Below are 20,977 nucleotides of genomic sequence, written 5' to 3'. Positions count from 1 at the left end.
CCCGCGTGCGGGGGCTTCGGCGTCCCCGTACGCGCCCGTCATCCCGTACGCATGACATCTGTCATCCGGGACTCACGACACCCGGCACTGCCGCCGCGGGGGCCCGGCGGGCGAACCTGGTCGCATGACCACAACGACCGCCGGCTCCGTGGTGAGCTTCGAGAACGTGAACAAGAGCTACGGGGACGTCCGCGCCGTGGCGGACCTCTCGCTGGCACTCCACCCCGGCGAGACGGTCGCGCTGCTCGGCCCCAACGGCGCCGGCAAGTCCTCCACGCTGGACCTGCTGCTGGGGCTGCGCGGCGCCGACTCCGGCACCGTCCGCCTCTTCGGCACCACGCCCGAGAGGGCCATCAAGGACGGCCGGGTCGGCGCGATGCTGCAGAGCGGCGGGCTGATGGAGGAGGTCAAGGTCCGCGAGCTGGTGAAGCTCGCCTGCGACCTGCACCCCCGTCCGCACCCGGTCGAGGAGGTCCTGGACCGCGCGGGCATCACCCAGATCGCCGACCGCCTGGTCAACAAGCTCTCCGGCGGCCAGGAGCAGCGGGTGCGCTTCGCGCTCGCGACCGCCGGGGCCAACGACCTGATCGTGCTGGACGAGCCGACCACCGGCATGGACGTCACGGCCCGCCAGGCGTTCTGGGCGACCATGCGCGAGCAGGCGCAGCAGGGCCGCACGGTCCTGTTCGCCACCCACTACCTGGAGGAGGCGGACGCGATCGCCGACCGCGTCCTGGTCCTGCACAAGGGACGGCTGCTGGCCGACGGCACCGCCGCCGAGATCAAGGCCAAGGCGGGCGCCCGCCGCATCGCGTTCGACCTGGAGGGCCCGATCGACGAGGGCGCGCTGCGCGGGCTGCCGTTCCTCGCCTCCCTCGACCTCTCGGGCCGCACGGTCCGCATCCAGTCCACCGACGCGGACGCCACCGTCCACGCGCTGTACGGGCTCGGCCTCTACCCGCGCAACCTCGAAGTCGCCGGGCTCGGCCTGGAGCAGGCCTTCGTCGCCATCACCGAAGCCGAGGAGGCCAAGGCCGCATGAACACGCTGATCAAGCTCGAAATCGCGCGCACCCTGCGCAACAAGAAGTTCATGTTCTTCTCGGTGATCTACCCGTCGGCGCTCTACCTGCTGATCTCCGGCTCGCAGAACACCACGGACAGGGTCGGCGGCACCGATCTGACCTTCCCCGCCTTCTTCATGGTCTCGATGGCCTCGTTCGGCGCGATCACCGCCGTCCTGATGGGCAACAGCGAGAAGATCGCCAAGGAGCGCGAGAAGGGCTGGGTGCGCCAGCTGCGGCTGACCGCGCTGCCCGGCCGCGGTTACGTCCTGGCGAAGATCGCCAGCGCCGCCGTGGTCACCCTGCCCTGCATCGTGGTGGTCTTCCTGACCGCGGCCACGGTCAAGGACGTACGGTTCGACGCCTGGCAGTGGCTGGCGCTGACCGGCGCCATCTGGGCGGGCTCGCTCTGCTTCGCCGCGCTCGGCGTCGCCATCGGCTACCTCGCCAGCGGTGACGCGGTCCGCCCGATCACGATGATCATCTACTTCGGCCTCTCCATCCTCGGCGGCCTGTGGATGCCCACGACGACCTTCGCGCCCTGGCTGCAGTCGATCGCCAAGTGGCTGCCCACCCACGCGTACGCTGCGCTCGGGCAGGCCATCGAGGCGGGCAGCGCCCCGCGCGCCTCGGACGTGGCCGTCCTCGCCGTCTACTTCCTGCTCTTCGCGGGCGGCGCGGCCTGGCTGTACCGGAAGGACACCCTGAAGGCGTGACGAGCGTGACGGAAGAACACCGGGGCCCCATGCCGGGCCGCCCGCCGGAGAACCGCCAGGAAGCCATGCGCAAGCTCGTGTGGATCGGCATCTGGCTGGCGTTCCTGGGGGCCCCGGTCTCCGACCTCCTCAAGGAGGAGCACACCGCCTGGGCGACCGCGCTCGGCTGGCTCGCGCTGGCCGCGTTCGTCGGCGTGTACCTGGCCCTGGTCTTCCGTCACACCGCCCGCCCCCTCGCCCGCGCCACGGTCTCCTCGATGGTGGCCTTCCTGTTCTGCCTCGCGGTGGTCACCTCGCTGACGCTGGACTCGCCCTGGCTGGTCCTCTTCGTGTACGTGTCGGTCGGCTGCGGGGCGGCGCTGCCGCTGGAACTGGCCCGCTGGGCGATCCCGGGCGTCACGGTCGTGATGGCCCTGACCGGTCTCACCACCCGGGGCCAGTGGGGCGACTTCCTGCCGGGCCTGGCCATCCCGGCCCTGCTCGGCGGCTTCGCCATGACGGGCGTGCGCCATCTCGTACGGACGACGGTCCAACTGCGCGAGGCGCGGGCGACCGTGGCCCAGCTGGCCGCCAACGAGGAGCGGCTGCGGCTCGCCCGCGATCTGCACGACCTGCTCGGCCACTCGCTCTCCCTGATCACGCTCAAGAGCGAGCTGGCCGGGCGGATGCTGCCCGACCGGCCCGAACAGGCGGCCCGGCAGGTCGCCGACATCGAGCAGGTCAGCCGGCAGGCGCTGGTCGACGTACGGGCGGCGGTCAGCGGCTACCGCCGGGCCACCCTGGCCGGGGAACTTGCCGGTGCCCGCACCGCGTTGACCGCCGCGGGCGTCGCCGCCGACCTGCCCGCCGCCGCCGAACTCCCGCCGGGCGCGCCCCCGGACGCCGAGGAGGCGCTGGCCTGGGTGGTGCGCGAGGCCACCACCAACGTCGTCCGCCACAGCGCCGCCCGCAAGTGCCTGATCACCCTGACCGAGCGGCAGACCCTGGACGGCCGCTTCGTGGAGCTGCGGATCGAGGACGACGGCCGCGGCGGCCCGTCCGCCCCGGCGCCCGGCAACGGCCTGACCGGGCTCGCGGAACGGCTGGCCAAGGTGGGCGGCGGCATCGAGACGAGCTGCGGCAAGGGCTTCACACTCGTCGCCCGCGTCCCGCTGGCCCAGGAGCGGGGCAGCGCGGCCCCCGCGGAGCGGGACGCCCGCTGAGAACCCGCACGTCGCGGCCCCGCCCGCGCCCCGCGAGAGCCGGGAGGCAGGCCCTAAACTCCCGAACGTGATCCGACTCCTGCTGGCCGAAGACCAGTCCATGGTCCGCGAGGCCCTCGCCGCGCTGCTCGGCCTTGAGCCGGACTTCGAGGTGGCCGCGCAGGTCGCGCGCGGTGACGAGGTGCTGGCGGCGGCCCGGTCCCACGACGTCGACGTGGCGCTCCTGGACATCGAGATGCCCGGCCTGACCGGCATCGAGGCGGCGGCGGCCCTGCACCGGGAGCTGCCCCGGCTGAAGATCGTGATCCTGACGACGTTCGGCCGCCCCGGATATCTGCGCAGCGCGATGGAGTCCGGCGCCGACGCGTTCCTGGTCAAGGACGCCCCGGCCGCCCAGCTGGCCGCCGCCGTGCGCAAGGTCCTGGCGGGGGAGCGGGTCATCGACCCCACGCTGGCCGCCGCCGCGCTCGCCGAGGGCGCCAACCCGCTGACCGACCGCGAGCGCGACGTGCTGCGGGCGGCGGCGAACGGCGCCACCAACGCGGAGCTGGCCCGCACCCTCTCGCTCTCCCAGGGCACCGTCCGCAACTACCTGTCCATGGCCATCCAGAAGCTGGCCGCCCGCAACCGGGCGGAGGCCGTCGGCATCGCCCGCGAGAAGGGCTGGCTGTAGGGCGCCTCCGTCGGATCGTGCCCGGGGCGCCGGCGGGATCCGAAGGGCACGCCCCGGCCGCGGAGTTCGGGGCCCGCCGCTCCGGCGCTCAGTTCAGCATCGCCCGGGCCGCCCTGGCCCGTCCCCGGATCGTCTCGGCGGTGCGCGGCTCCACCGGCTCCACCACGTCCGCGTACAGGTCGAGTTCGGCCGCGCCCGTCAGGAAGTCGCCGCGCTGGACCAGGAGCTGGGCCCGCTCGTAGCGCAGCCGGGCCGGGTGGGTGGGCAGCAGCAGGGAGAGGTCCAGCGCCCACAGGGCGACCTCGCTGCGCTCCGGGCGGGCCGCCGCCCAGGCCCGGATGTTGTTGAGGACGCGCAGCACGATGGCCAGCGGGTCCGCCGGGGTGAGCACCGACGGGTCCAGCGGGGCGCCGGTCGACCCGACCACGAGGAGCTCCGCGTCCGCACCGGTCAGCGGACGCCCCCCGTCGAACGGATCCGCGAACACCCGCTCCTCGGGCGCCCCCAGACCCACCACGAAGTGGCCGGGCAGGGCCACCCCGTACACCGGGGCGCCCGCCCGGCGGGCCACCTCCAGCCACACCACCGAGAGCAGGATCGGCAGGCCCCGGCGGCGCCGCAGCACCTCGGGCAGCAGCGAGGCCGCCAGGCGCTGGTACTCGGCGGGGCTGCCCCGGAAGCCGCAGCCCCGGCCGAGCAGTTCGGCCAGCGCCAGCGCCCAGGGACCGGCGCCGCGGACCCCGTACGGGAGCAGCCCGGCCAGCCGGTCCAGCTCCATCTGGGCCTCGTCCAGGCCGGACCGGCCGAGCCCGGGGTCGGCGACCGCGCCGATCAGCAGGCACAGCGTGGCGAGGTCCGGCCGCTCGGAGCGGGCCTCCTCGGTGAACTGCCGGCGCCAGTCGTCGGCGCCGGAGCCTGGGCTTTCGGGGTCCATATCCGCCTCGTACCCGTTGGTGGAGATCGAAAAGTCCGGGCGTCCTACCCGTGCCGGAAGTGGTGGTACGTGTGGTGCGTGGCGAACCCCTGGGCGTCGTAGAGGGCGCGCGCCCCCTCATTGTCCGCCTCCACCTGGAGCCATGCCGCCGACGCCCCCTCGGCCAGCGCCCGGCGGGCCAGGGCGGTCATCACGGCCGTGGCGAGCCCTCGGCGGCGGTGCGCCGGGTCCACCTCGACCGCCGCGAACCCGGCCCAGCGCCCGTCCACCACGCACCGGCCGATCGCGGCGGGCGCGCCGTCCTCGCCGGGCACGGTGGCGAACCAGGTCGAGGGGCCGCTCTCCAGTACCTTGAGCACCTGGGGTCCGGGCGTGCCGGTGCGCTGGTAGGCGCCGAGCCAGCCGGGGCCGACGGAACGGGAGAGTCCGACCCGTGAGACATCCGCGTCGAGGTCCCCGATCGGGGCAAGTGCGGCGATCCGCAGTTGGGCGCTTACTTCGCGAATCCACCCATCCCGCTCAAGGTCGGCGCACAGCCCCTCCTGGGTGCCCTCGGCGCCGGTCGCGGCTTGCACATAGGTGGGAAGGCCACGGGCCGCGTACCACTGCCGCGCGTACGCCAGCGCCTCCTCCAGCGGCCGTCCCGGGTCGCCCAGCGGCAGCACCGAATTGGCCCGGCGGGTGAAGCCGCCCGCCGCGCGCAGCGTCCACCCGCCCAGCGCCTCGCTCTCCACGGGCACCCAGGAACGCGCGCTGACCAGCGCCAACTCCCGGAAGGTCGCGGCCGGGCCGCGCCGCCGGGCGGGCGCCGCGGGGATCACCTTGCCCGCGACCATCTCGCGTTCGGGGATGCGGACCGACTCCCCGTCGCGGCGGACGACCGCCAGCATCCCCCCGTCCCACGATGTGAGAACACCGACCGTGTCGGTGAACTTCGCGCCGTGCTCTCCCGGCGCCGCCAAGTGTCTGACTGATACGCGTTTGCCCGTATCTGCAGGCGTGATTCGGACGACCAACCGTCCGCCGGTGGTGAACTCCACAGCTCTCTTCGCCCCTCCTGTTCGGATCGCGCCCCGGAACGGAGATACTAGGTGTGGGCATCGACGACGCCGCGCTCCCGCGCGCCACGTGGACGGAGCCGCAGACCGGCCCGCCGCGCCCTATCGAGGAGGAACGACAGCGTGACCTACGTCATTGCGGAGCCTTGTGTCGACCTTAAGGACAAGGCATGCATCGAAGAGTGCCCGGTCGACTGCATCTATGAGGGCAAGCGGTCCCTCTACATCCACCCGGACGAATGTGTCGACTGTGGTGCCTGTGAGCCGGTCTGCCCGGTCGAGGCCATCTTCTACGAGGACGACACCCCGGAGGAGTGGAAGGACTACTACAAGGCGAACGTCGAGTTCTTCGACGAGCTCGGTTCGCCCGGTGGCGCCTCCAAGCTCGGCCTGATCGAGCGCGACCACCCCTTCATCACCGCGCTCCCGGCCGACATCAACGCCGACAGCGAGCACTGACACCGACAGCGCGTGTCCCCCCGGTCCCGTACGGCGCCCACCGGCCCTGCGGGGCCGGGGCGTTTCCTCCGTACGGAACCCGGTACGAGAAAGTGAGCACCTCCGTGGGCGCAGTCTCCGCACGCCTGCCCGTCTTCCCCTGGGACAAGCTGGAGCCGTACAAGGCGACGGCCGCGGCCCACCCGGACGGCATCGTGGACCTGTCCGTGGGCACCCCGGTCGACCCGGTCCCGGCGCTGATCCAGCGGGCGCTGGTCGCGGCGGCGGACTCGCCGGGCTATCCGACGGTGTGGGGCACCGCGGAGCTGCGCGACGCGCTCACCGGCTGGGTCGCACGACGGCTCGGCGCGGTCGGCGTCGGCCACCGCAACGTCCTGCCGGTCGTCGGCTCCAAGGAACTGGTGGCCTGGCTGCCGACCCAGCTCGGCCTGGGCGCGGGCGACAAGGTCGCCTACCCCCGGCTCGCCTACCCGACGTACGAGGTGGGCGCCCGGCTCTGCGGCGCGGAGGCCGTCGTCTACGACGACCCGACCGAGCTGGACCCGGCCGGGCTCAAGCTCCTGTGGCTGAACTCGCCGTCCAACCCCACCGGCCGGGTCCTCGCCAAGGACGAGCTGGTCCGGATCGTGGCCTGGGCGCGCGAGCACGGCGTCCTGGTCTTCTCGGACGAGTGCTACCTGGAGCTGGGCTGGGAGGCCGAGCCCGTCTCCGTACTGCACCCGGACGTCTGCGGCGGCACCTACGAGGGCGTCGTGGCCGTCCACTCGCTCTCCAAGCGGTCCAACCTGGCGGGCTACCGGGCCGCGTTCGTCGCGGGCGACGAGGCCGTCCTCGGTGAGCTGCTCCAGATCCGCAAGCACGGCGGCATGATGACCGCCGCGCCCGTCCAGGCGGCCACGGTGGCCGCGCTCGGCGACGACGTCCACGTCCGGGAGCAGCGGGAGCGCTACGCGGCCCGCCGCGCGGCCCTGCGCGAGGCCCTGGTCAAGCACGGCTTCCGGATCGAGCACAGCGAGGCCAGCCTCTACCTGTGGGCGACCCGCGACGAGGGCTGCTGGGAGACGGTGGCGCACCTCGCCGAGCTCGGCGTCCTGGTGGCGCCCGGCGACTTCTACGGCGAGGCGGGCGAGCGGTTCGTCCGGGTCGCCTTCACGGCGACGGACGAGCGCGTCGAGGCGGCGGTGAAGCGGCTGGGCTGAGCCCGGCGCGGGGACGGCACGTCCCCCGTACGGGTGCGGTCGGCGCGCACGCGCGAGAACGCGGGAAGGGGCCCCGGGGACAGGATCCCGGGGCCCCTTCGGCCGTACGTGCCGCGTGGGCGCCGACTCAGACGAGACCGCCCGGCAGGCCGCCGCCGGGCAGCCCGCCCCCGGGCAGCCCGCCGCCCGGCAGCCCGCCCAGGCCGCCCGCCGACTGGGCGGTCTCGCCGACGAGGCCGCCCGCGCTGCCCGCCGCGTCGCCCGCCGCCTTCTGCGCGGCCGGGGTGGCCGTCTTGCCCGCCTTGCCGACGGTCTTGCCCGCGGCCGGGACCGCCTGCTTGACCGCCTTGCTGCCGGCGTCACCCGCCAGGCCGGTGGCCTTCTGGGCGGCGCCGTCCACGGTGTTGCCGAGGTTCGCGCCGTCGAGCGCGGTCAGGCCACCCAGGTTCGGGGTCTCCGGGGTCGCGGCGCTCGCCGCGCCGGCCGCGCCGACCACCGGAACCGCGCCCGCCGCGATGAGCAGGGCGGCGCGGGCGATCCGGCGGGTCAGGGGGAGGGACATGATGCTCCTTGAGACGGGAGGAACGGCGTTCGGACGCTGTGACAACACCCCGGGGTGCGGTCGGGGTTGCGGCGGGCCCAGGTAAAGAGTTGGCAATGCGTCGCATTATCGGCTTCGGATAAAAACGGGCAAATGATCCGCCGCGACAATAGGCTGAACGGCGCTGGATCCCTTTGTTCTCAAGGGAATTGACGATTCTTCGGACGCCCTCGGGGGTGGCTGAACGAAACGGTGTACGCGCAAGCCATCTCTGCCCCGCGCGAGTGTCCGTCCGAACGGGTGTCGCGGCGCCTTTGCGGGCTATCCGGCGAGCGTGATCCGCACCTGGCCGGCCGTGGACCCGGCGCCGGGGGATTCCGTGCCGTCCGCGGAATCGGTGCCGTCCACGGACTCCGTGCCGTCCGCGGCACCGGTGTTCCCGGCCGCCGCCGTGCCCTCGTCGGTGTGCCAGCCCCGGCGCGAGCCGTCCACACGCCAGGTCCGCCCGGCGTACGAGACCTGCTCCACCCGGAACGCCGCCGCGTGCGCGACCGCCCAGTGGGCCAGCTCCCAGCCGCGCCGCTCGGCGCCGCCGCCGTCGGCCCCGGCCCGCGCGGGAGCGCGCACCGGCACGGTGACCTCCTGGCCCTCGCCGCGCTGCGGCGCCACGCCCGCGCCGAACGCGCGGGCCAGCTCGGCGCGCACCCGCGCCGGGTCGCCCGGATGCGCGTCCTTGGCGACCGTGCAGGTCAGCGAGGCGGGGGCGCGGCCGGTGAGCGCGGCCGTGAGCAGCGCCGCGTCCGGCTCGTGCTTGGCGTACGCCTGCGGGAAGCCGCTGCGCTGCACCTTCTGCGCGGCCACCGTCAGCGGCAGCCGCGAGTACCCGGGCACCTCCGCCAGGCGCTGGTAGAACTTCCCGGCCGAGTACACCGGGTCCATGATCTGCTCCACCGTCCCCCAGCCCTGCGAGGGCCGCTGCTGGAAGAGGCCGACCGAGTCGCGGTCGCCGCGCGTGATGTTGTGCAGGCCCGACTCCTGGAGCGCGGTGGCCAGCGCGATGGTCACCGCCCGCTCGGGCATCCCGCGCGAGGTGCCGACGGCGGAGATCGTCGCCGCGTTCTCGGCCTGCTCGGGGCTGAGCTCGAAGGTGTCGTCCCCGCTGCCCACCGTGCATCTGGGCGCCCCCGGCCCACCGCTCACGTACTGCACCACCAGATATCCGGCGACGGCGAGCAGAACGACGGCCGCGGCCACGAAACGGAAGAGGCGGCCGCGCCTCACGGGTCGGTTGGGGCTGTCGGGCTGGGACACGGGAACACCGTACTGGAGGGCAGGGCGGCTGCCCCCGGTCCTGCCCCCCGGGACGCCCCGGCCCAGCTCGGAACGGCCGCGCTAGGGTCGGGGCCATGGCTGACACCGCACTCGACCTGACCCTGGACGGCCCCGCGCTCACCGCCTGGCTCGTCGACTTCCCGTCCGAGAGCGGAACGGAGAAGCCGCTCGCCGACGCGATCGAGGCGGCGCTGCGGACGCTGCCCCATCTGACCGTGGACCGGCACGGCAACAACGTGGTCGCGCGCACCCGGCTGGGCCGCGCCGAGCGGGTCGTCCTCGCCGGGCACATCGACACCGTCCCGATCGCCGGCAACGTGCCCTCCCGCCTCGACGAGAACGGGGTGCTGTGGGGCTGCGGCACCTCGGACATGAAGTCCGGCGTCGCCGTCCAGCTCCGGATCGCCGCCACCGTCCCCGAGCCCAACCGCGACCTCACCTTCGTCTTCTACGACAACGAGGAGGTCGCCGCCCACCTCAACGGCCTGGGCAAGGTGGCCGAGGCGCACCCCGACTGGATCGAGGGCGACTTCGCCGTCCTGCTCGAACCCTCCGAGGGCGAGGTCGAGGGCGGCTGCCAGGGCACCCTGCGGGTCATCCTGCACACGGCGGGAGAGCGCGCCCACTCCGCCCGCAGCTGGATGGGCTCCAACGCCATCCACACCGCCGCCCCCGTCCTGGCCAGGCTCGCCGCGTACGAGCCGCGCCGGCCGGTGATCGACGGCCTGGAGTACCACGAGGGCCTGAACGCGGTACGGATCGAGGGCGGCGTCGCCAACAACGTCATCCCCGACGCCTGCGCGGTCACCGTCAACTACCGGTACGCGCCGGACCGCACGCCCGAGGAGGCGCTGGCCCACGTCCGCGAGGTCTTCGCGGAGTGCGACATCGCCGAGTTCGTCGTCGACGACCAGTCCGGCGGCGCCCTGCCGGGGCTCTCGCAGCCCGCCGCCGCGGCCTTCATGGCGGCCGTCGGCGGCACCGCGCGCCCCAAGTTCGGCTGGACCGACGTCTCCCGCTTCAGCGCGCTCGGCGTACCCGCCGTCAACTACGGTCCGGGCAACCCCCTGTACGCGCACAAGCGGGACGAGCACGTGGTCGTCGACCGGATCACCCAGTGCGAAGAGCGACTTCACGCCTGGCTGACAGCCTGAATTTCGTCTTTCGTCACGTAAGTCGTCCTACGCTGGCCGCACGCGTCATATGACAACGTCAGCGGAGGGAGCTTGCAATGGCCAGTCCCGAGGGAGAGTTTCCGGGCGAGCAGCGGCTGGAGCAGCGGCTCGGGCCGGTGCTGCGCCGCCGTGACCAGGTCCAGCCCGGCACCACCGACCAGCGGCTCCTGGACACCGAGGGCGACTCGGAGTGGGTGCACACCGACCCCTGGCGGGTCATGCGCATCCAGTCCGAGTTCGTGGAGGGCTTCGGCGCGCTGGCCGAACTGCCCAGCGCCATCAGCGTCTTCGGCTCCGCCCGTACGCCGGTGGGCTCGCCCGAGTACGAGGCGGGCGTGCAGATCGGCCACGCGCTGGTCGAGGCGGGCTTCGCCGTGATCACCGGCGGCGGGCCGGGGGCGATGGAGGCCGCCAACCGGGGCGCGCGCGAGGCGCACGGCGTCTCGGTCGGCCTGGGCATCGAGCTCCCCTTCGAACAGGGGCTCAACCCGCACGTCGACATCGGGGTCAACTTCCGCTACTTCTTCGTCCGCAAGACGATGTTCGTGAAGTACGCGCAGGGCTTCGTGGTGCTGCCGGGCGGCCTCGGCACCCTGGACGAGCTGTTCGAGGCGCTCACCCTGGTCCAGACGGGCAAGGTCACCCGCTTCCCGATCGTGCTGTTCGGCTCGGCGTACTGGTCGGGCCTGGTGGACTGGCTCCGCGACACGGTGGTGGCGGGCGGCAAGGCGTCCGAACGCGACCTGCTCCTGTTCCACGTCACGGACAGCGTGGAGGAGGCGGTCGCCCTGGTCACCAAGGAGGTCGGCCGCTAGGTCCGCCTCTTGCCCCGCCCCGGGGCGACCGGGGCGGGGACCTCGGGCCGTAGGCGCTAGGCCAGGCCCCGGCGGGCCACGGCGGGCGGGCGGTGGCCCGCGATGGACGCCACCATGTCCAGCACCTGCCGCGTCTCGGCGACTTCGTGCACCCGGTACACCCGGGCCCCCAGCCACGCCGACACCGCCGTCGTCGCCAGCGTCCCGATCAGCCGCTCCTTGACCGGCCGGTCCAGCGTCTCGCCCACGAAGTCCTTGTTGGAGAGCGAGACCAGGACCGGCCAGCCGGTCGCCGTCAGCTCGCCCAGCCGCCGCGTCGCCTCCAGGCTGTGCCGCGTGTTCTTGCCGAAGTCATGACCGGGATCGATCATGATCCCGTCGCGCCGCACCCCGAGCTCCACCGCCCGCTCGGCGAGCCCCACGGTGACCCGCAGGATGTCCTCCACCACGTCCTCGTACGCGATCCGGTGCGGCCTCGTACGCGGCTCCACACCGCCCGCGTGCGTGCACACCAGCCCCGCCCCGTACCGCGCGGCGACCTCGGCCAGCTTGGGGTCGACCCCGCCCCACGCGTCGTTCAGCACGTCCGCGCCCGCCTCGCAGACCGCCTCCCCGACGTCGTGGCGCCAGGTGTCGACGCTGATCACCACATCGGGGTGGCGCCGCCGGACCTCGGCCACGAAGCCGACCGTGCGCCGCGCCTCCTCCTCGGCCGTCACCTCCTCGCCGGGGCCCGCCTTGACCCCGCCGATGTCGATGATGGCAGCACCCTCCGACACCGCCTGTTCCACGCGGGCCAGCGCGGGCTCGTCCGTGAAGGTGGCGCCCTGGTCGTAGAAGGAGTCCGGGGTCCGGTTGACGATCGCCATGATCACCGGCTCGTGCGCGTCGAACTCGCGCCGTCCCAGCCGCAGCATCCCCTGTTTCTCCTCGGATAGGTCGCCTGTGGGTCGCCTGCGACCTTAACCGTCAGTCCCGCATGGCACGATCGGACCCGACGGATTCCGGCTGGCGGGGAGAGGCTTCGCGCGTGTTCTGGTTCTTGCTGATCGCCATGGTCGTGGTGGTCGCCGCGGTCACGCTGGCCGTCGTGGGCGGCGGGGACAGCGCCGTCCTGCCCGAGGCGGCCCCCGAGGCGCTGACCGACCCCCTGCCCCCCGGCCGTCCCGTGGACCGCGCCGACATCGACGCGCTGCGGCTGCCGGTGGCCGCCCGGGGCTACCGGATGGCCGAGGTCGACGACGTGCTGAGCCGGCTCGGCGCCGAGCTCGCCGAGCGCGACGCCCGGATCGCCGACCTCCAGGAGGCGCTCGACGCCGCCCACGCCCCCCGCGACGAGGAGCCGCGCCCATGACCGCCGCGATCCCCGGCCCCGACGGCCGGCTGCGCTGCCCCTGGGGCCTGTCCACCGAGGACTACGTGGCCTACCACGACACCGAGTGGGGCCGCCCGGTCCACGGCGACGACGCCCTCTACGAACGGCTCTGCCTGGAGGCGTTCCAGTCGGGGCTCTCCTGGATCACGATCCTGCGCCGCCGCGAGGGCTTTAGGCGCGCCTTCGCCGGCTTCGGGATCGCCGAGGTGGCGGCCTTCACCGAGGCCGACGCGGCGCGGCTGCTCACCGACGAGTCGATCATCCGCAACCGCGCCAAGATCGAGGCGACCCTCGCCAACGCGCGCGTGCTGGCCGACTGGGCGCCCGGCGAGCTGGACGCCCTGATCTGGTCGTACGCCCCGGACGCCGCCGCCCGCCCGGCCCCCCGCACCCTCGCCGACGTGCCGGCCGTCACCGACGAGTCGACGGCGCTGTCCAAGGCGCTCAAGAAGCGCGGCCTGCGCTTCATCGGCCCCACCACGGCCTACGCCCTGATGCAGGCGTGCGGCCTGGTCGACGACCACCTCGTGGACTGCGTCGCCAGAGGCGCCTGACGCGCGCGTGGCCGGGGTACGCGGCGCCCGCGTACCCCGGACGGCCCAACGGGCGGGTACTTCTAACGGCCGACGTACTTCGGCTTCTCCTTCGCCAGGAACGCGGCCACCGCGATGGCGTGGTCCTCGGAGGCGCCCGCCCTCGTCTGGAGCTCGTCCTCCTTCTGGAGCGCCTGGGCCAGCGAGTGCCCCGCCCCGTACGCCAGGGACTCCTTCAGCGCCGCGTACGCCAGCGTCGGGCCGTCGGCCAGCGCGCGCGCCACGGCCGCCGCCTCGGCCGCCAGCTCGGCCGCCGGGACCAGCTTGTTGGCGATGCCCAGGTCGTACGCCTCCTGCGCGGAGATCGTGCGCGGGAAGAGCAGCAGGTCGGCCGCCCGCGACTGCCCGATCAGGCGCGGGAGCGTCCAGGAGACGCCCGAGTCGGCGGTCAGCGCGACGCCCGCGAACGAGGTGTTGAAGGCGGCCGTGTCCGCCACCACCCGGTAGTCGGCGGCCAGCGCGAACCCGAACCCGGCGCCCGCCGCCACCCCGTTCACCCCGGCCACGACCGGCTTCGGCATCTCGGCGAGCGCGGTGAGGATCGGGTTGTAGTGCTCGCGGACGGTGTTCATGGTGGCGCCGGTGCCCGCCTCGCGGTCCGCCGCCAGCAGGGCCACGTGCTCCTTGAGGTCCTGGCCCACGCAGAAGGCCCGGCCGGTCGCGGTGAGCAGGACCGCGCGGACCGCCGGGTCGTCCGCGGCGGCCCGCGCCGCGTCCCGCAGGGCGACCTTGGCCTCGGTGTTCATGGCGTTCATGGCGTCGGGACGGTTGATCGTGATCGTCGCGAGCCCGTCGGTGACCTCGTAGAGCACGGTGTCGGCCATTGGGTGGGTCCCCTCCGTTGCGGTGTCGTGTCCGCCCAGCATGGCGGAGATCATCGGCGCCGCACATGTGACCTGCGTCAAACAATCCCGGCCCCCGCCGGGACCGGGGGTGGCGAAGTATCGCAGGCGGATCGCCGAATTGGGTGGTTTTGATCGAGCGCGTTGCGCAAGCGATGCCGACCGATGTTGGTCATCGGGTCCTGCCATGCGGGATAATGACCTGGAAGCAATGTGTTCGATGCCGGTAACACGGTGCCTGTCATGGGGCCGCCGGCTGCGTTGAGCTGGTTTCAGGAAGGGGAAACAGCATGGCGGCCATGAAGCCGCGGACGGGCGACGGCCCGCTCGAGGTGACCAAGGAGGGGCGGGGCATCGTCATGCGCGTTCCGCTCGAAGGCGGCGGTCGGCTTGTCGTCGAGCTGACCCCGGACGAGGCCGAGGCGCTCGGTGACGCGCTCAAGAAGGTCGTCGGCTGATTCAGCGGGCTCGACCCACAATCTCCCCGCCCCGGGCCGGTACTCCACGTACCGCCCGGGGCGGAGCAGTTTCCGGGCGGAGGCGGCGGGGGCGGTTGCCGGGTGAGGGCAAGGGCCGGATCGGTTTCCGGGTGCAGAGGACGGGCGGGGGCTTCCGGGCCCGGCGCTCCGCGGCGCGCCTCAGCCCCGCTTCACCGCGCTGAGCAGTCCGTCGCCCACCGGCAGCAGCGACTCCAGGAGCTCCTGGCTCTCCCGTACGGTCCGCAGCAGGTCCCGCAGCCGCAGCACCTCGGCGGGCTGGGCGCCGGAGTCGACGGTGCGACCTTCGGCGAAAACCCCCTCGAAACAGACGATTCCGCCAGGTCGCAGCAGACGCAACGATTCAGCGAGATAGTCCAGCGACTCGGTCCGGTCGCCGTCGCAGAACACCAGGTCGTACCCGCCGTCGGCCAGCCGGGGCAGTACGTCCAGGGCCCGCCCCGGAATGAAGCGCGCCCGGTTCCCGGCGAACCCGGCCGCGCGGAACGCCTGCTTGGCGAACTGCTGGCGGTCCGGCTCGGGATCGACGGTGGTCAGCACGCCGTCCGGGCGCAGCCCCTGGAGCAGGTAGATGCCCGAGACGCCGGTGCCGGTGCCGATCTCGGCGACCGCCTTCGCGTCCGCGGTGGCAGCGAGCAGGCGCAGCGCGGCGCCCGTCCCCGGGGACACCGAACGCAGTCCTGCCTCCCGGGACCGCTCGCGGGCCCAGCGCAGCGCGTCGTCCTCGGCGACAAAGGCGTCGGCGAACGCCCAGCTCGTCTGCCGGTTGGCGGTAATGGCCCTCTCCTGTCCCCGTAGTTGGCGCGCAACGGTGACTGTATCCGCTGGACCCGGGAACCCGCAGATGGGACCGGGCGTTATGAAGGGCGGGGGGAGATATGGACGAGTACGGAAACCCGGTCCCCGAGCGGTCCGGGAAGCAGCGCGGTTCAAGGGGCACGAAGCCCGCCCCAAATACGCGTAAAGATTCTTATCCGGAGCTAACGGGCGAGGTGGCTATGGTAGGGGCTCCACTGGACACCACCAGAGCCGACAGGGGAGGTGCGGCTGCGCCTGTGGATCGGGGAGGAGTGCTCCGGCGCTTTCTCAGGTCGGCGGGTGAGCCGAAATCCGTGACCTACACCGCTGACCGTTCCACCGCCGCCAACTCCGCAGCCACCGCGACCTTCGCCGACGCGGAATCCCCGGCGTGGACTCCTCCCACCTGGGAGGAGATCGTCAGCACGCACAGCGGCCGTGTCTACCGCCTGGCCTACCGACTGACGGGCAACCAGCACGACGCGGAGGACCTCACCCAGGAGGTCTTCGTCCGCGTCTTCCGCTCGCTGTCGACCTACACCCCGGGCACCTTCGAGGGCTGGCTGCACCGCATCACGACCAACCTGTTCCTGGACATGGTCCGCCGCCGCCAGCGCATCCGCTTCGACGCCCTGGGCGACGACGCGGCCGAGCGCCTCCCCAGCCGCGACCCGTCCCCCCAGCAGGTCTTCAACGACGCGCACTTCGACGCCGACGTGCAGCAGGCGCTCGACACCCTCGCGCCCGAGTTCCGCGCCGCCGTGGTCCTCTGCGACATCGAGGGCCTGTCGTACGAGGAGATCGCCGCCACCCTCGGCGTGAAGCTCGGCACCGTGCGCAGCCGTATCCACCGAGGCCGCTCGCATCTGCGCAAGGCCCTCAAGCACCGCTCGCCCGAGGCCCGCGCCGAGCAGCAGCGCGCCCTCGCGGGGGTGGCGCCCGGCGCCCCGGGGGCGGTCGGAGAGGGGACCGCGTGACCGGCACCAGTCCGACCCCCGCCGAACAGCATCTGGGGGACCGCCTCGCCGCCCTGGTCGACGGCGAGCTCAACCACGACGCCCGCGAGCGCGTCCTGTCGCATCTGGCGACCTGTCCCAAGTGCAAGGCCGAGGCCGACGCCCAGCGCCGCCTCAAGAGCGTCTTCGCGCAGACCACCGAGCCCACACCGTCCGAGGGGCTGCTCGCCCGGCTCCAGGGGCTGCCCGGCGGCCCCGGAGGCGGCGACGGCGGCGGGGGCCCGTTCGGCGGGGGGCGCCTCGGCCCGGGAGCCTTCTCCTCGCCGGGATCAGCGGCGGTGCTGAGCGACCCCCGTGACCCGGTGGGCTTCGGATACGTACCGGGGGGTGCCCATCCGGCGGTGCTCGGCGGGGGCCTCGGCGGGCGCGGCTTCCGGATCCACGAGGTGGGCCGCCCCGAGGACCGTCCGGTCTCGCCGTGGCGCGGGCGCCGGATCGCGTTCGCCGCCGCCAGCGCGGTGTCGCTGGCCGCGATCGCGCTCGGCGGTGCGATCCCCTCCGACTCGGGGCCGGAGAGCACGGCCCGGGGCGACGGATCGGGCACCAGCGTCACCCCGCTGCGGGCCCAGAGCCCGTCGTCGTCCACGGGCGCGTCCGGCGAGAGCCAGCGCAGACGCGGCGGCGAGCCCGGCACCCGGCCCGCCCCGGCGTCCACCGCCCCGGTCCCGATGGGGCTGGCCGGGCTCAACGGGGTGCCTTCGCAGCCCACCGCCCAGCAGTTGGGCAGCCGGTTCTTGGGGGCTCAGGGCACCGGCGGCGGGGCTCCCGGCTGGGCCGTGCTCAACGGCTCGTCCCTGCCCCCGCTGATACGGCCGGCGGTCGCCACCCTGGCCCTGCGGCCCGCCGCACTGCTGCCCGCGCTGCCCGGTGCCACACCCTCGGCGCCGCCGACGCATCTGGCGGCTCCCCGGCACTGACCGCGCCCTGCGGGTTCCCCGGCAAACCTGGTTGAATCCCTGGAAGGGGTGCCCCCGGGGGCACGCAGGCAAGTTGCGGGGAGAACATGAACAACGGGAAGCCCACCGGGCCGAAGGCGAGATGGTGGAGCCGTCCCACCCGCGGGGACGGTCCCACCGCCGAGGAGACGTACGACCTCGCGCCGCCGGTGGGAGCGGAGCCGGGCATACCGGGCCAGCACGCACCGGCGGCGCCGGACGGCCCGACGCCGGCCCCTGCCGACGCGCCGGCCCCGACGGACGCGTTCGCGGCGCCGGATGCGCGCGGGGAGGGCTCCACCGGGGCTGCCCGCACCGAGGCCGGCTCCGCCGAGGTCGGCCGCGGCCCGGCCGCCTCCGGCGAGGCTGGCTCCGGCGCGGACGCGCCGTACGCGCTGGCGCCCGGGGTGCCGGTCGAGGACGAGTCGGCGTACCGACTGGCGCCGCCCGCGCCGGTGGCCGCGCCCATGGCCGCCGGGGCCGACGGCACGGGCGCCGCGCGGGCCGCCGCCTCCGCGCCCGCCGAGGGCGCCGACGGGATCACTGCGGTACCGGCCCCGGCGGCTCCCGCGTCGGACGCGCAGGGCCCGGCGACCCCGGCCGTACCGAGCGCCGCCGTACCCGCTGCCCCCGTGCTGGACGCTTCCGTACCGGCGGCTCCCGTGGCGGACGCACCCGGCCCGGCCGCACCGGCCCCCGCCGTACCGGCCGCCCCGGTGCCGGACGCGCCCGCCCCGATGGCCCCGGCCGCACCGGCCGCCCCCGTACCGAACACCCCCGCACCGGCCACCCCCGTACCGAAAACTCCCGTACCGAACGCGCCAATGCCCCCCGCTCCCGTACCGCACGCGGCGGCCGAGTCCGTTGGCGGGGCCGAAGTGGGGGTGCCGGGGCGACCGTTGCACGCTCCTGATCCCTATGGGACTCCGCCGTACGGCGGGCCGGGTCCGTGGGCGCCCGCGCCGCCGGTGCAGCGGCCGGGGCCGGTCGCCGGGGCCCACCCGGCGCCGGAGGTCCCGGCCGCGCCGTACCCCGCGCCCGAGGCGCATCCGCAGCAGGTCGCCCCGGTGGCGGGCGGCTCGCCCTCGTCGCAGTGGACGCAGTACGACCCGTGGGGCGCGGCCGGGCAGCCGCTGACCCTGCCCGTGGTGCCGGAGAAGCGGCGCTCCCGGCGCGGTGCGCTGGTCCTGGGCGCCGTGCTGATCGCCCTGGTCGCGGGCGGTGTCGGCGGGGGCGTCGGCGCGTACGTGGAGCGCACCGGCAACACGCACGTCAAGCTGCCGCAGGCGGGCAGGGGCCCGGTCGGGCGCGCCCCCGACAGCGTCGCCGGGATCGCCGCCAGCGCCCTGCCGGGCGTGGTCACCCTGCACGTCAGCGGGGAGAGCGAGTCCGGCACGGGCACCGGCTTCGTCCTCGACAACGCCGGGCACATCCTCACCAACAACCACGTCGTGGAGCCCGCGGGCTCCTCCGGCGACATCAGCGTGACGTTCAGCGGCGGCGAGACGGCCCGCGCCGAGGTCGTGGGGCGCGACTCCGGGTACGACCTGGCGGTGGTCCGCGTCAGCGGGGTCTCCGGGCTGAAGCCGCTGCCGCTCGGCAACTCCGACAACGTGCAGGTCGGCGACCCGGTGGTGGCGATCGGCGCGCCCTTCGACCTCTCCAACACGGTCACCTCGGGCATCATCAGCGCCAAGGAGCGTCCGATCACGGCGGGCGGCGAGAAGGGCGACGGCAGCGACGTCAGCTATGTCGACGCGCTCCAGACCGACGCCCCGATAAACCCGGGCAACTCGGGCGGCCCGCTCCTCGACTCGCGGGCCCGGGTCGTCGGCATCAACAGCGCCATCCGCGCGGCGGGCAACAGCGACAGCGGCGCCCAGGGCGGCTCGATCGGCCTCGGCTTCGCCATCCCCGTCAACCAGGGCAAGCGCGTCGCCGAGGAGCTGATCAACACCGGCAGGGCCACCCACCCGGTGATCGGGGTCACCCTCGACATGAAGTTCACCGGCGACGGGGCCCGGGTCGGCGCCAAGGCGGCCGACGGCAAGCCGTCGGTGACCCCCGGCGGCCCCGGCGCCGGCGCGGGCGTCAAGCCCGAGGACGTGATCACCAAGGTCGACGGCCAGCGGGTGCACAGCGCCGAGGAGCTGATCGTCAAGATCCGCTCGCACCGGCCCGGCGACCGGCTGGAGCTCACCCTCAAGCGCGGCGGCCGGGAGCAGCGGCTCACCCTGGTCCTGGGCTCGGCCACGTCCTGACGCCCCGGTCGCACCGGCCGCCCGGCACGCCCCACGGGTCACCTCTCGGTCACCCGTGGGGCAAGCAGCGGCCAAACGTCACCGGGCAGGTACCGTTTCGACAGTTTCGACGGGTACCGTGGAACGGTCCATGACTGGACCCGGGAGCGGAACCACGAGGAGCAGCAGGTGTTCAACGACATAGGGCCCATGGAGCTCGTCACCCTGGTGATCCTCGCTGTACTCATCTTCGGCCCGGACAAGCTGCCCAAGCTGATCCAGGACGTCTCCGCCATGATCCGCAAGGTGCGGAGCTTCTCGGAGACCGCCAAGGCCGACATCCGCGCCGAACTCGGCCCCGAGTTCAAGGACTTCGAGTTCGAGGACCTGAACCCGAAGACGTTCGTGCGCAAGCAGCTCATGGACAACGACGACCTGGGGCTCAAGGAGATCCGCAACAGCTTCGACCTGCGCAAGGACATGGAAGAGGTCGCCGACGCGGTGCACGGCCGCGAGAGCGCGCCCACCACGGCGGCCAACGGTTCGGGCGGCGCCGCCGGTCCCGACCTCCTCAAGAAGCGCGAGAAGCTCGACCCCGGCGAGCGCCCCCCGTTCGACGCCGACGCGACCTGACACAACCCCCCGGATTCCGTACCGGGCGTCAATCCGAGCCACGTCCGCACCGTCATTCCCGGTGAGCACGCCCGGGGTGGCTATCCTCCATACGTCCGGCAGCCAGGTCGCCCGAGGGGGGCGGGCCGCGCCGGACACCTACGGACAGGAGGCGGCCGGGCAGTGGAGACGACGAGTCGGGTGGCGGCGCAGGGAGCCAACGAGGACGCCCCGGCCACAGCGGAAGGGGTGCCGGCGGCCCGCCGTGCCGTCGACGGCTTTCTGCGGGCGCCGTTCGGCTGGTACGGCCTGGACGAGGCGTTCACCGGGCCGCGCTGGCTGATGCAGGTGGCCACGGCGGCCGACGGGACCGTGCAGCACGGTTCGATCGGCCACGGCGACGAGCCGTCGATACGGCCCGACGCGGCCGACCGCTCCGCCGCCGACCGCGAGCGCTTCGCGGTGGTCGTGAGCGTCCCGGCCAATCCGACGCGGCGCAGCGGCGACGGCACGGGCGTCCTGGAGGCCACCTCGGTCTCCTCGGCGGCCTGGCTGGCCGGGTCCGGGCTGCTCTCGTTCACCTGGCCCGCCCAGATGGACCACGTGCTGCGCGGCGACTGGCTGGACCAGCAGACCGAGGCGGCGTGGGAGCTGGCGGACGACCTGGCGGGCCCGGACTGGACCACGCTGTCGCTGCCGGTCGACGGGGTGGCCACCCCGTTCCACTACCGGGAGTCCGAGTTCGGCTGGGTGCTGGCCGGGTCCGCGGGCGCCGCCGGGTCCACCGGGGGCGGGGTGCACCTGGGGGCGTACGGGCGGGGGATGAGCGCGTACGGGCTGGGGTTCGCGGTGGTCCGGGACATCACCACGTACGCCTAGGCCGGCGTCGGTCCGAGGCCGCG

The 20,977-nt window shown here is 73.9% G+C and carries 23 protein-coding genes; 16 read left to right on the top strand and 7 right to left on the bottom strand.

Going from position 1 to position 20,977, the window contains the following annotated elements:
• Nucleotides 1-124: 124 nt before the first annotated feature.
• The 4 genes from AB5J87_RS12675 to AB5J87_RS12660 all read left to right on the top strand — a co-directional run bounded on the left by AB5J87_RS12675 (nt 125) and on the right by AB5J87_RS12660 (nt 3,654).
• Nucleotides 125-1,042, top strand: a complete 918-nt coding sequence (locus AB5J87_RS12675) for an ABC transporter ATP-binding protein (protein ID WP_369376586.1) — start codon at nt 125-127, stop codon at nt 1,040-1,042.
• Nucleotides 1,039-1,779: an ABC transporter permease gene (locus AB5J87_RS12670; protein ID WP_369376584.1), complete on the top strand. Its 741-nt coding sequence runs from the start codon at nt 1,039-1,041 to the stop codon at nt 1,777-1,779. Before AB5J87_RS12675 ends, AB5J87_RS12670 begins: the two co-directional genes overlap by 4 nt.
• Before the next feature lie 29 nt (nt 1,780-1,808).
• Nucleotides 1,809-2,981 carry a histidine kinase gene (locus AB5J87_RS12665; RefSeq protein WP_369383497.1) on the top strand — a complete coding sequence of 391 codons (1,173 nt, stop codon included), beginning with the start codon at nt 1,809-1,811 and terminating at the stop codon, nt 2,979-2,981.
• 67 nt (nt 2,982-3,048) lie between these two features.
• A complete protein-coding gene (locus AB5J87_RS12660; protein WP_369376583.1) occupies nt 3,049-3,654 on the top strand; it encodes a response regulator in 606 nt (201 codons plus the stop codon).
• 88 nt (nt 3,655-3,742) lie between these two features.
• Here the strand turns inward: AB5J87_RS12660 and AB5J87_RS12655 are convergent, their stop codons facing one another.
• Both AB5J87_RS12655 and AB5J87_RS12650 read right to left on the bottom strand, forming a co-directional pair.
• Complete coding sequence (locus tag AB5J87_RS12655) at nt 3,743-4,588, bottom strand: tetratricopeptide repeat protein (RefSeq protein ID WP_369376581.1); 846 nt, start codon at nt 4,586-4,588, stop codon at nt 3,743-3,745.
• A 44-nt stretch (nt 4,589-4,632) separates the two neighbouring features.
• Nucleotides 4,633-5,628 carry a GNAT family N-acetyltransferase gene (locus AB5J87_RS12650; RefSeq protein WP_369376580.1) on the bottom strand — a complete coding sequence of 332 codons (996 nt, stop codon included), beginning with the start codon at nt 5,626-5,628 and terminating at the stop codon, nt 4,633-4,635.
• A 141-nt stretch (nt 5,629-5,769) separates the two neighbouring features.
• Between AB5J87_RS12650 and fdxA the strand changes: the two genes are divergently transcribed.
• Together fdxA and AB5J87_RS12640 are read left to right on the top strand one after the other, a co-directional pair.
• Nucleotides 5,770-6,105 (top strand): ferredoxin, encoded by a 336-nt coding sequence (gene fdxA, locus AB5J87_RS12645; protein ID WP_190089991.1) that lies wholly within the window; start codon nt 5,770-5,772, stop codon nt 6,103-6,105.
• Between the two features lie 104 nt (nt 6,106-6,209).
• On the top strand, nt 6,210-7,304 hold the full coding sequence (locus AB5J87_RS12640; RefSeq protein WP_369376579.1) for a bifunctional succinyldiaminopimelate transaminase/glutamate-prephenate aminotransferase: 1,095 nt from the start codon (nt 6,210-6,212) through the stop codon (nt 7,302-7,304).
• Between the two features lie 127 nt (nt 7,305-7,431).
• Here AB5J87_RS12640 and AB5J87_RS12635 read toward each other — a convergent pair whose 3' ends face one another.
• Nucleotides 7,432-7,866, bottom strand: coding sequence for an ATP-binding protein (locus tag AB5J87_RS12635; RefSeq protein ID WP_369376578.1), 435 nt, complete (start codon nt 7,864-7,866; stop codon nt 7,432-7,434).
• Between the two features lie 300 nt (nt 7,867-8,166).
• A complete protein-coding gene (locus tag AB5J87_RS12630) occupies nt 8,167-9,156 on the bottom strand; it encodes a hypothetical protein (protein WP_369376577.1) in 990 nt (329 codons plus the stop codon).
• A gap of 95 nt (nt 9,157-9,251) precedes the next feature.
• Between AB5J87_RS12630 and dapE the strand changes: the two genes are divergently transcribed.
• Entirely contained in the window at nt 9,252-10,331 is a 1,080-nt protein-coding gene (dapE, locus tag AB5J87_RS12625) for a succinyl-diaminopimelate desuccinylase (RefSeq protein ID WP_369376576.1), read from the top strand.
• 77 nt (nt 10,332-10,408) lie between these two features.
• A complete protein-coding gene (locus AB5J87_RS12620) occupies nt 10,409-11,167 on the top strand; it encodes a TIGR00730 family Rossman fold protein (protein ID WP_369376575.1) in 759 nt (252 codons plus the stop codon).
• Between the two features lie 56 nt (nt 11,168-11,223).
• Here AB5J87_RS12620 and folP read toward each other — a convergent pair whose 3' ends face one another.
• Nucleotides 11,224-12,084 (bottom strand): dihydropteroate synthase, encoded by an 861-nt coding sequence (gene folP / locus AB5J87_RS12615; protein ID WP_369376574.1) that lies wholly within the window; start codon nt 12,082-12,084, stop codon nt 11,224-11,226.
• 113 nt (nt 12,085-12,197) lie between these two features.
• Here folP and AB5J87_RS12610 point away from each other — a divergent pair, with 113 nt between their 5' ends.
• Nucleotides 12,198-12,521 (top strand): DivIVA domain-containing protein, encoded by a 324-nt coding sequence (locus tag AB5J87_RS12610; protein ID WP_369376572.1) that lies wholly within the window; start codon nt 12,198-12,200, stop codon nt 12,519-12,521.
• Entirely contained in the window at nt 12,518-13,096 is a 579-nt protein-coding gene (locus AB5J87_RS12605) for a DNA-3-methyladenine glycosylase I (RefSeq protein WP_369376571.1), read from the top strand. Before AB5J87_RS12610 ends, AB5J87_RS12605 begins: the two co-directional genes overlap by 4 nt.
• A 62-nt stretch (nt 13,097-13,158) precedes the next feature.
• Here the strand turns inward: AB5J87_RS12605 and AB5J87_RS12600 are convergent, their stop codons facing one another.
• Nucleotides 13,159-13,959, bottom strand: coding sequence for an enoyl-CoA hydratase/isomerase family protein (locus tag AB5J87_RS12600; RefSeq protein ID WP_369376570.1), 801 nt, complete (start codon nt 13,957-13,959; stop codon nt 13,159-13,161).
• A gap of 308 nt (nt 13,960-14,267) precedes the next feature.
• Between AB5J87_RS12600 and AB5J87_RS12595 the strand changes: the two genes are divergently transcribed.
• Nucleotides 14,268-14,435, top strand: coding sequence for a DUF3117 domain-containing protein (locus AB5J87_RS12595; RefSeq protein WP_009997451.1), 168 nt, complete (start codon nt 14,268-14,270; stop codon nt 14,433-14,435).
• Nucleotides 14,436-14,615: 180 nt separating this feature from the next.
• On the opposite strand, the gene AB5J87_RS12590 is transcribed toward AB5J87_RS12595, so the two are convergent.
• Complete coding sequence (locus AB5J87_RS12590; RefSeq protein WP_369383496.1) at nt 14,616-15,320, bottom strand: O-methyltransferase; 705 nt, start codon at nt 15,318-15,320, stop codon at nt 14,616-14,618.
• A 152-nt stretch (nt 15,321-15,472) separates the two neighbouring features.
• Here AB5J87_RS12590 and sigE point away from each other — a divergent pair, with 152 nt between their 5' ends.
• From sigE to AB5J87_RS12565, 5 genes are all read left to right on the top strand, one after another.
• Complete coding sequence (gene sigE, locus AB5J87_RS12585; RefSeq protein WP_369376569.1) at nt 15,473-16,249, top strand: RNA polymerase sigma factor SigE; 777 nt, start codon at nt 15,473-15,475, stop codon at nt 16,247-16,249.
• Complete coding sequence (locus AB5J87_RS12580; protein WP_369376568.1) at nt 16,246-17,205, top strand: zf-HC2 domain-containing protein; 960 nt, start codon at nt 16,246-16,248, stop codon at nt 17,203-17,205. The genes sigE and AB5J87_RS12580 overlap by 4 nt, the downstream gene beginning before the upstream one ends.
• Before the next feature lie 485 nt (nt 17,206-17,690).
• A complete protein-coding gene (locus tag AB5J87_RS12575) occupies nt 17,691-19,484 on the top strand; it encodes a S1C family serine protease (protein WP_369383495.1) in 1,794 nt (597 codons plus the stop codon).
• A gap of 168 nt (nt 19,485-19,652) precedes the next feature.
• Entirely contained in the window at nt 19,653-20,096 is a 444-nt protein-coding gene (locus tag AB5J87_RS12570; protein ID WP_369376567.1) for a sec-independent translocase, read from the top strand.
• 162 nt (nt 20,097-20,258) lie between these two features.
• Nucleotides 20,259-20,954, top strand: coding sequence for a hypothetical protein (locus AB5J87_RS12565; protein ID WP_369376566.1), 696 nt, complete (start codon nt 20,259-20,261; stop codon nt 20,952-20,954).
• Nucleotides 20,955-20,977 lie beyond the last annotated feature (23 nt).

Source organism: Streptomyces sp. cg36, assembly GCF_041080675.1.
GTDB lineage: Bacteria > Actinomycetota > Actinomycetes > Streptomycetales > Streptomycetaceae > Streptomyces.
This window is presented reverse-complemented; position numbering and strand designations above follow the sequence as displayed.

Bases quoted from the DNA above. Each gene is read 5' to 3' on its own strand.
- AB5J87_RS12600 (WP_369376570.1), bottom strand. From the start codon at position 13,959: ATGGCCGACACCGTGCTCTACGAGGTCACCGACGGGCTCGCGACGATC.
- AB5J87_RS12635 (WP_369376578.1), bottom strand. From the start codon at position 7,866: ATGTCCCTCCCCCTGACCCGCCGGATCGCCCGCGCCGCCCTGCTCATC.
- dapE (WP_369376576.1), top strand. From the start codon at position 9,252: ATGGCTGACACCGCACTCGACCTGACCCTGGACGGCCCCGCGCTCACC.
- AB5J87_RS12655 (WP_369376581.1), bottom strand. From the start codon at position 4,588: ATGGACCCCGAAAGCCCAGGCTCCGGCGCCGACGACTGGCGCCGGCAG.
- AB5J87_RS12620 (WP_369376575.1), top strand. From the start codon at position 10,409: ATGGCCAGTCCCGAGGGAGAGTTTCCGGGCGAGCAGCGGCTGGAGCAG.
- folP (WP_369376574.1), bottom strand. From the start codon at position 12,084: ATGCTGCGGCTGGGACGGCGCGAGTTCGACGCGCACGAGCCGGTGATC.
- AB5J87_RS12670 (WP_369376584.1), top strand. From the start codon at position 1,039: ATGAACACGCTGATCAAGCTCGAAATCGCGCGCACCCTGCGCAACAAG.
- AB5J87_RS12605 (WP_369376571.1), top strand. From the start codon at position 12,518: ATGACCGCCGCGATCCCCGGCCCCGACGGCCGGCTGCGCTGCCCCTGG.
- AB5J87_RS12675 (WP_369376586.1), top strand. From the start codon at position 125: ATGACCACAACGACCGCCGGCTCCGTGGTGAGCTTCGAGAACGTGAAC.
- AB5J87_RS12575 (WP_369383495.1), top strand. From the start codon at position 17,691: ATGGCCGCCGGGGCCGACGGCACGGGCGCCGCGCGGGCCGCCGCCTCC.
- sigE (WP_369376569.1), top strand. From the start codon at position 15,473: ATGGTAGGGGCTCCACTGGACACCACCAGAGCCGACAGGGGAGGTGCG.
- AB5J87_RS12595 (WP_009997451.1), top strand. From the start codon at position 14,268: ATGGCGGCCATGAAGCCGCGGACGGGCGACGGCCCGCTCGAGGTGACC.
- AB5J87_RS12665 (WP_369383497.1), top strand. From the start codon at position 1,809: ATGCCGGGCCGCCCGCCGGAGAACCGCCAGGAAGCCATGCGCAAGCTC.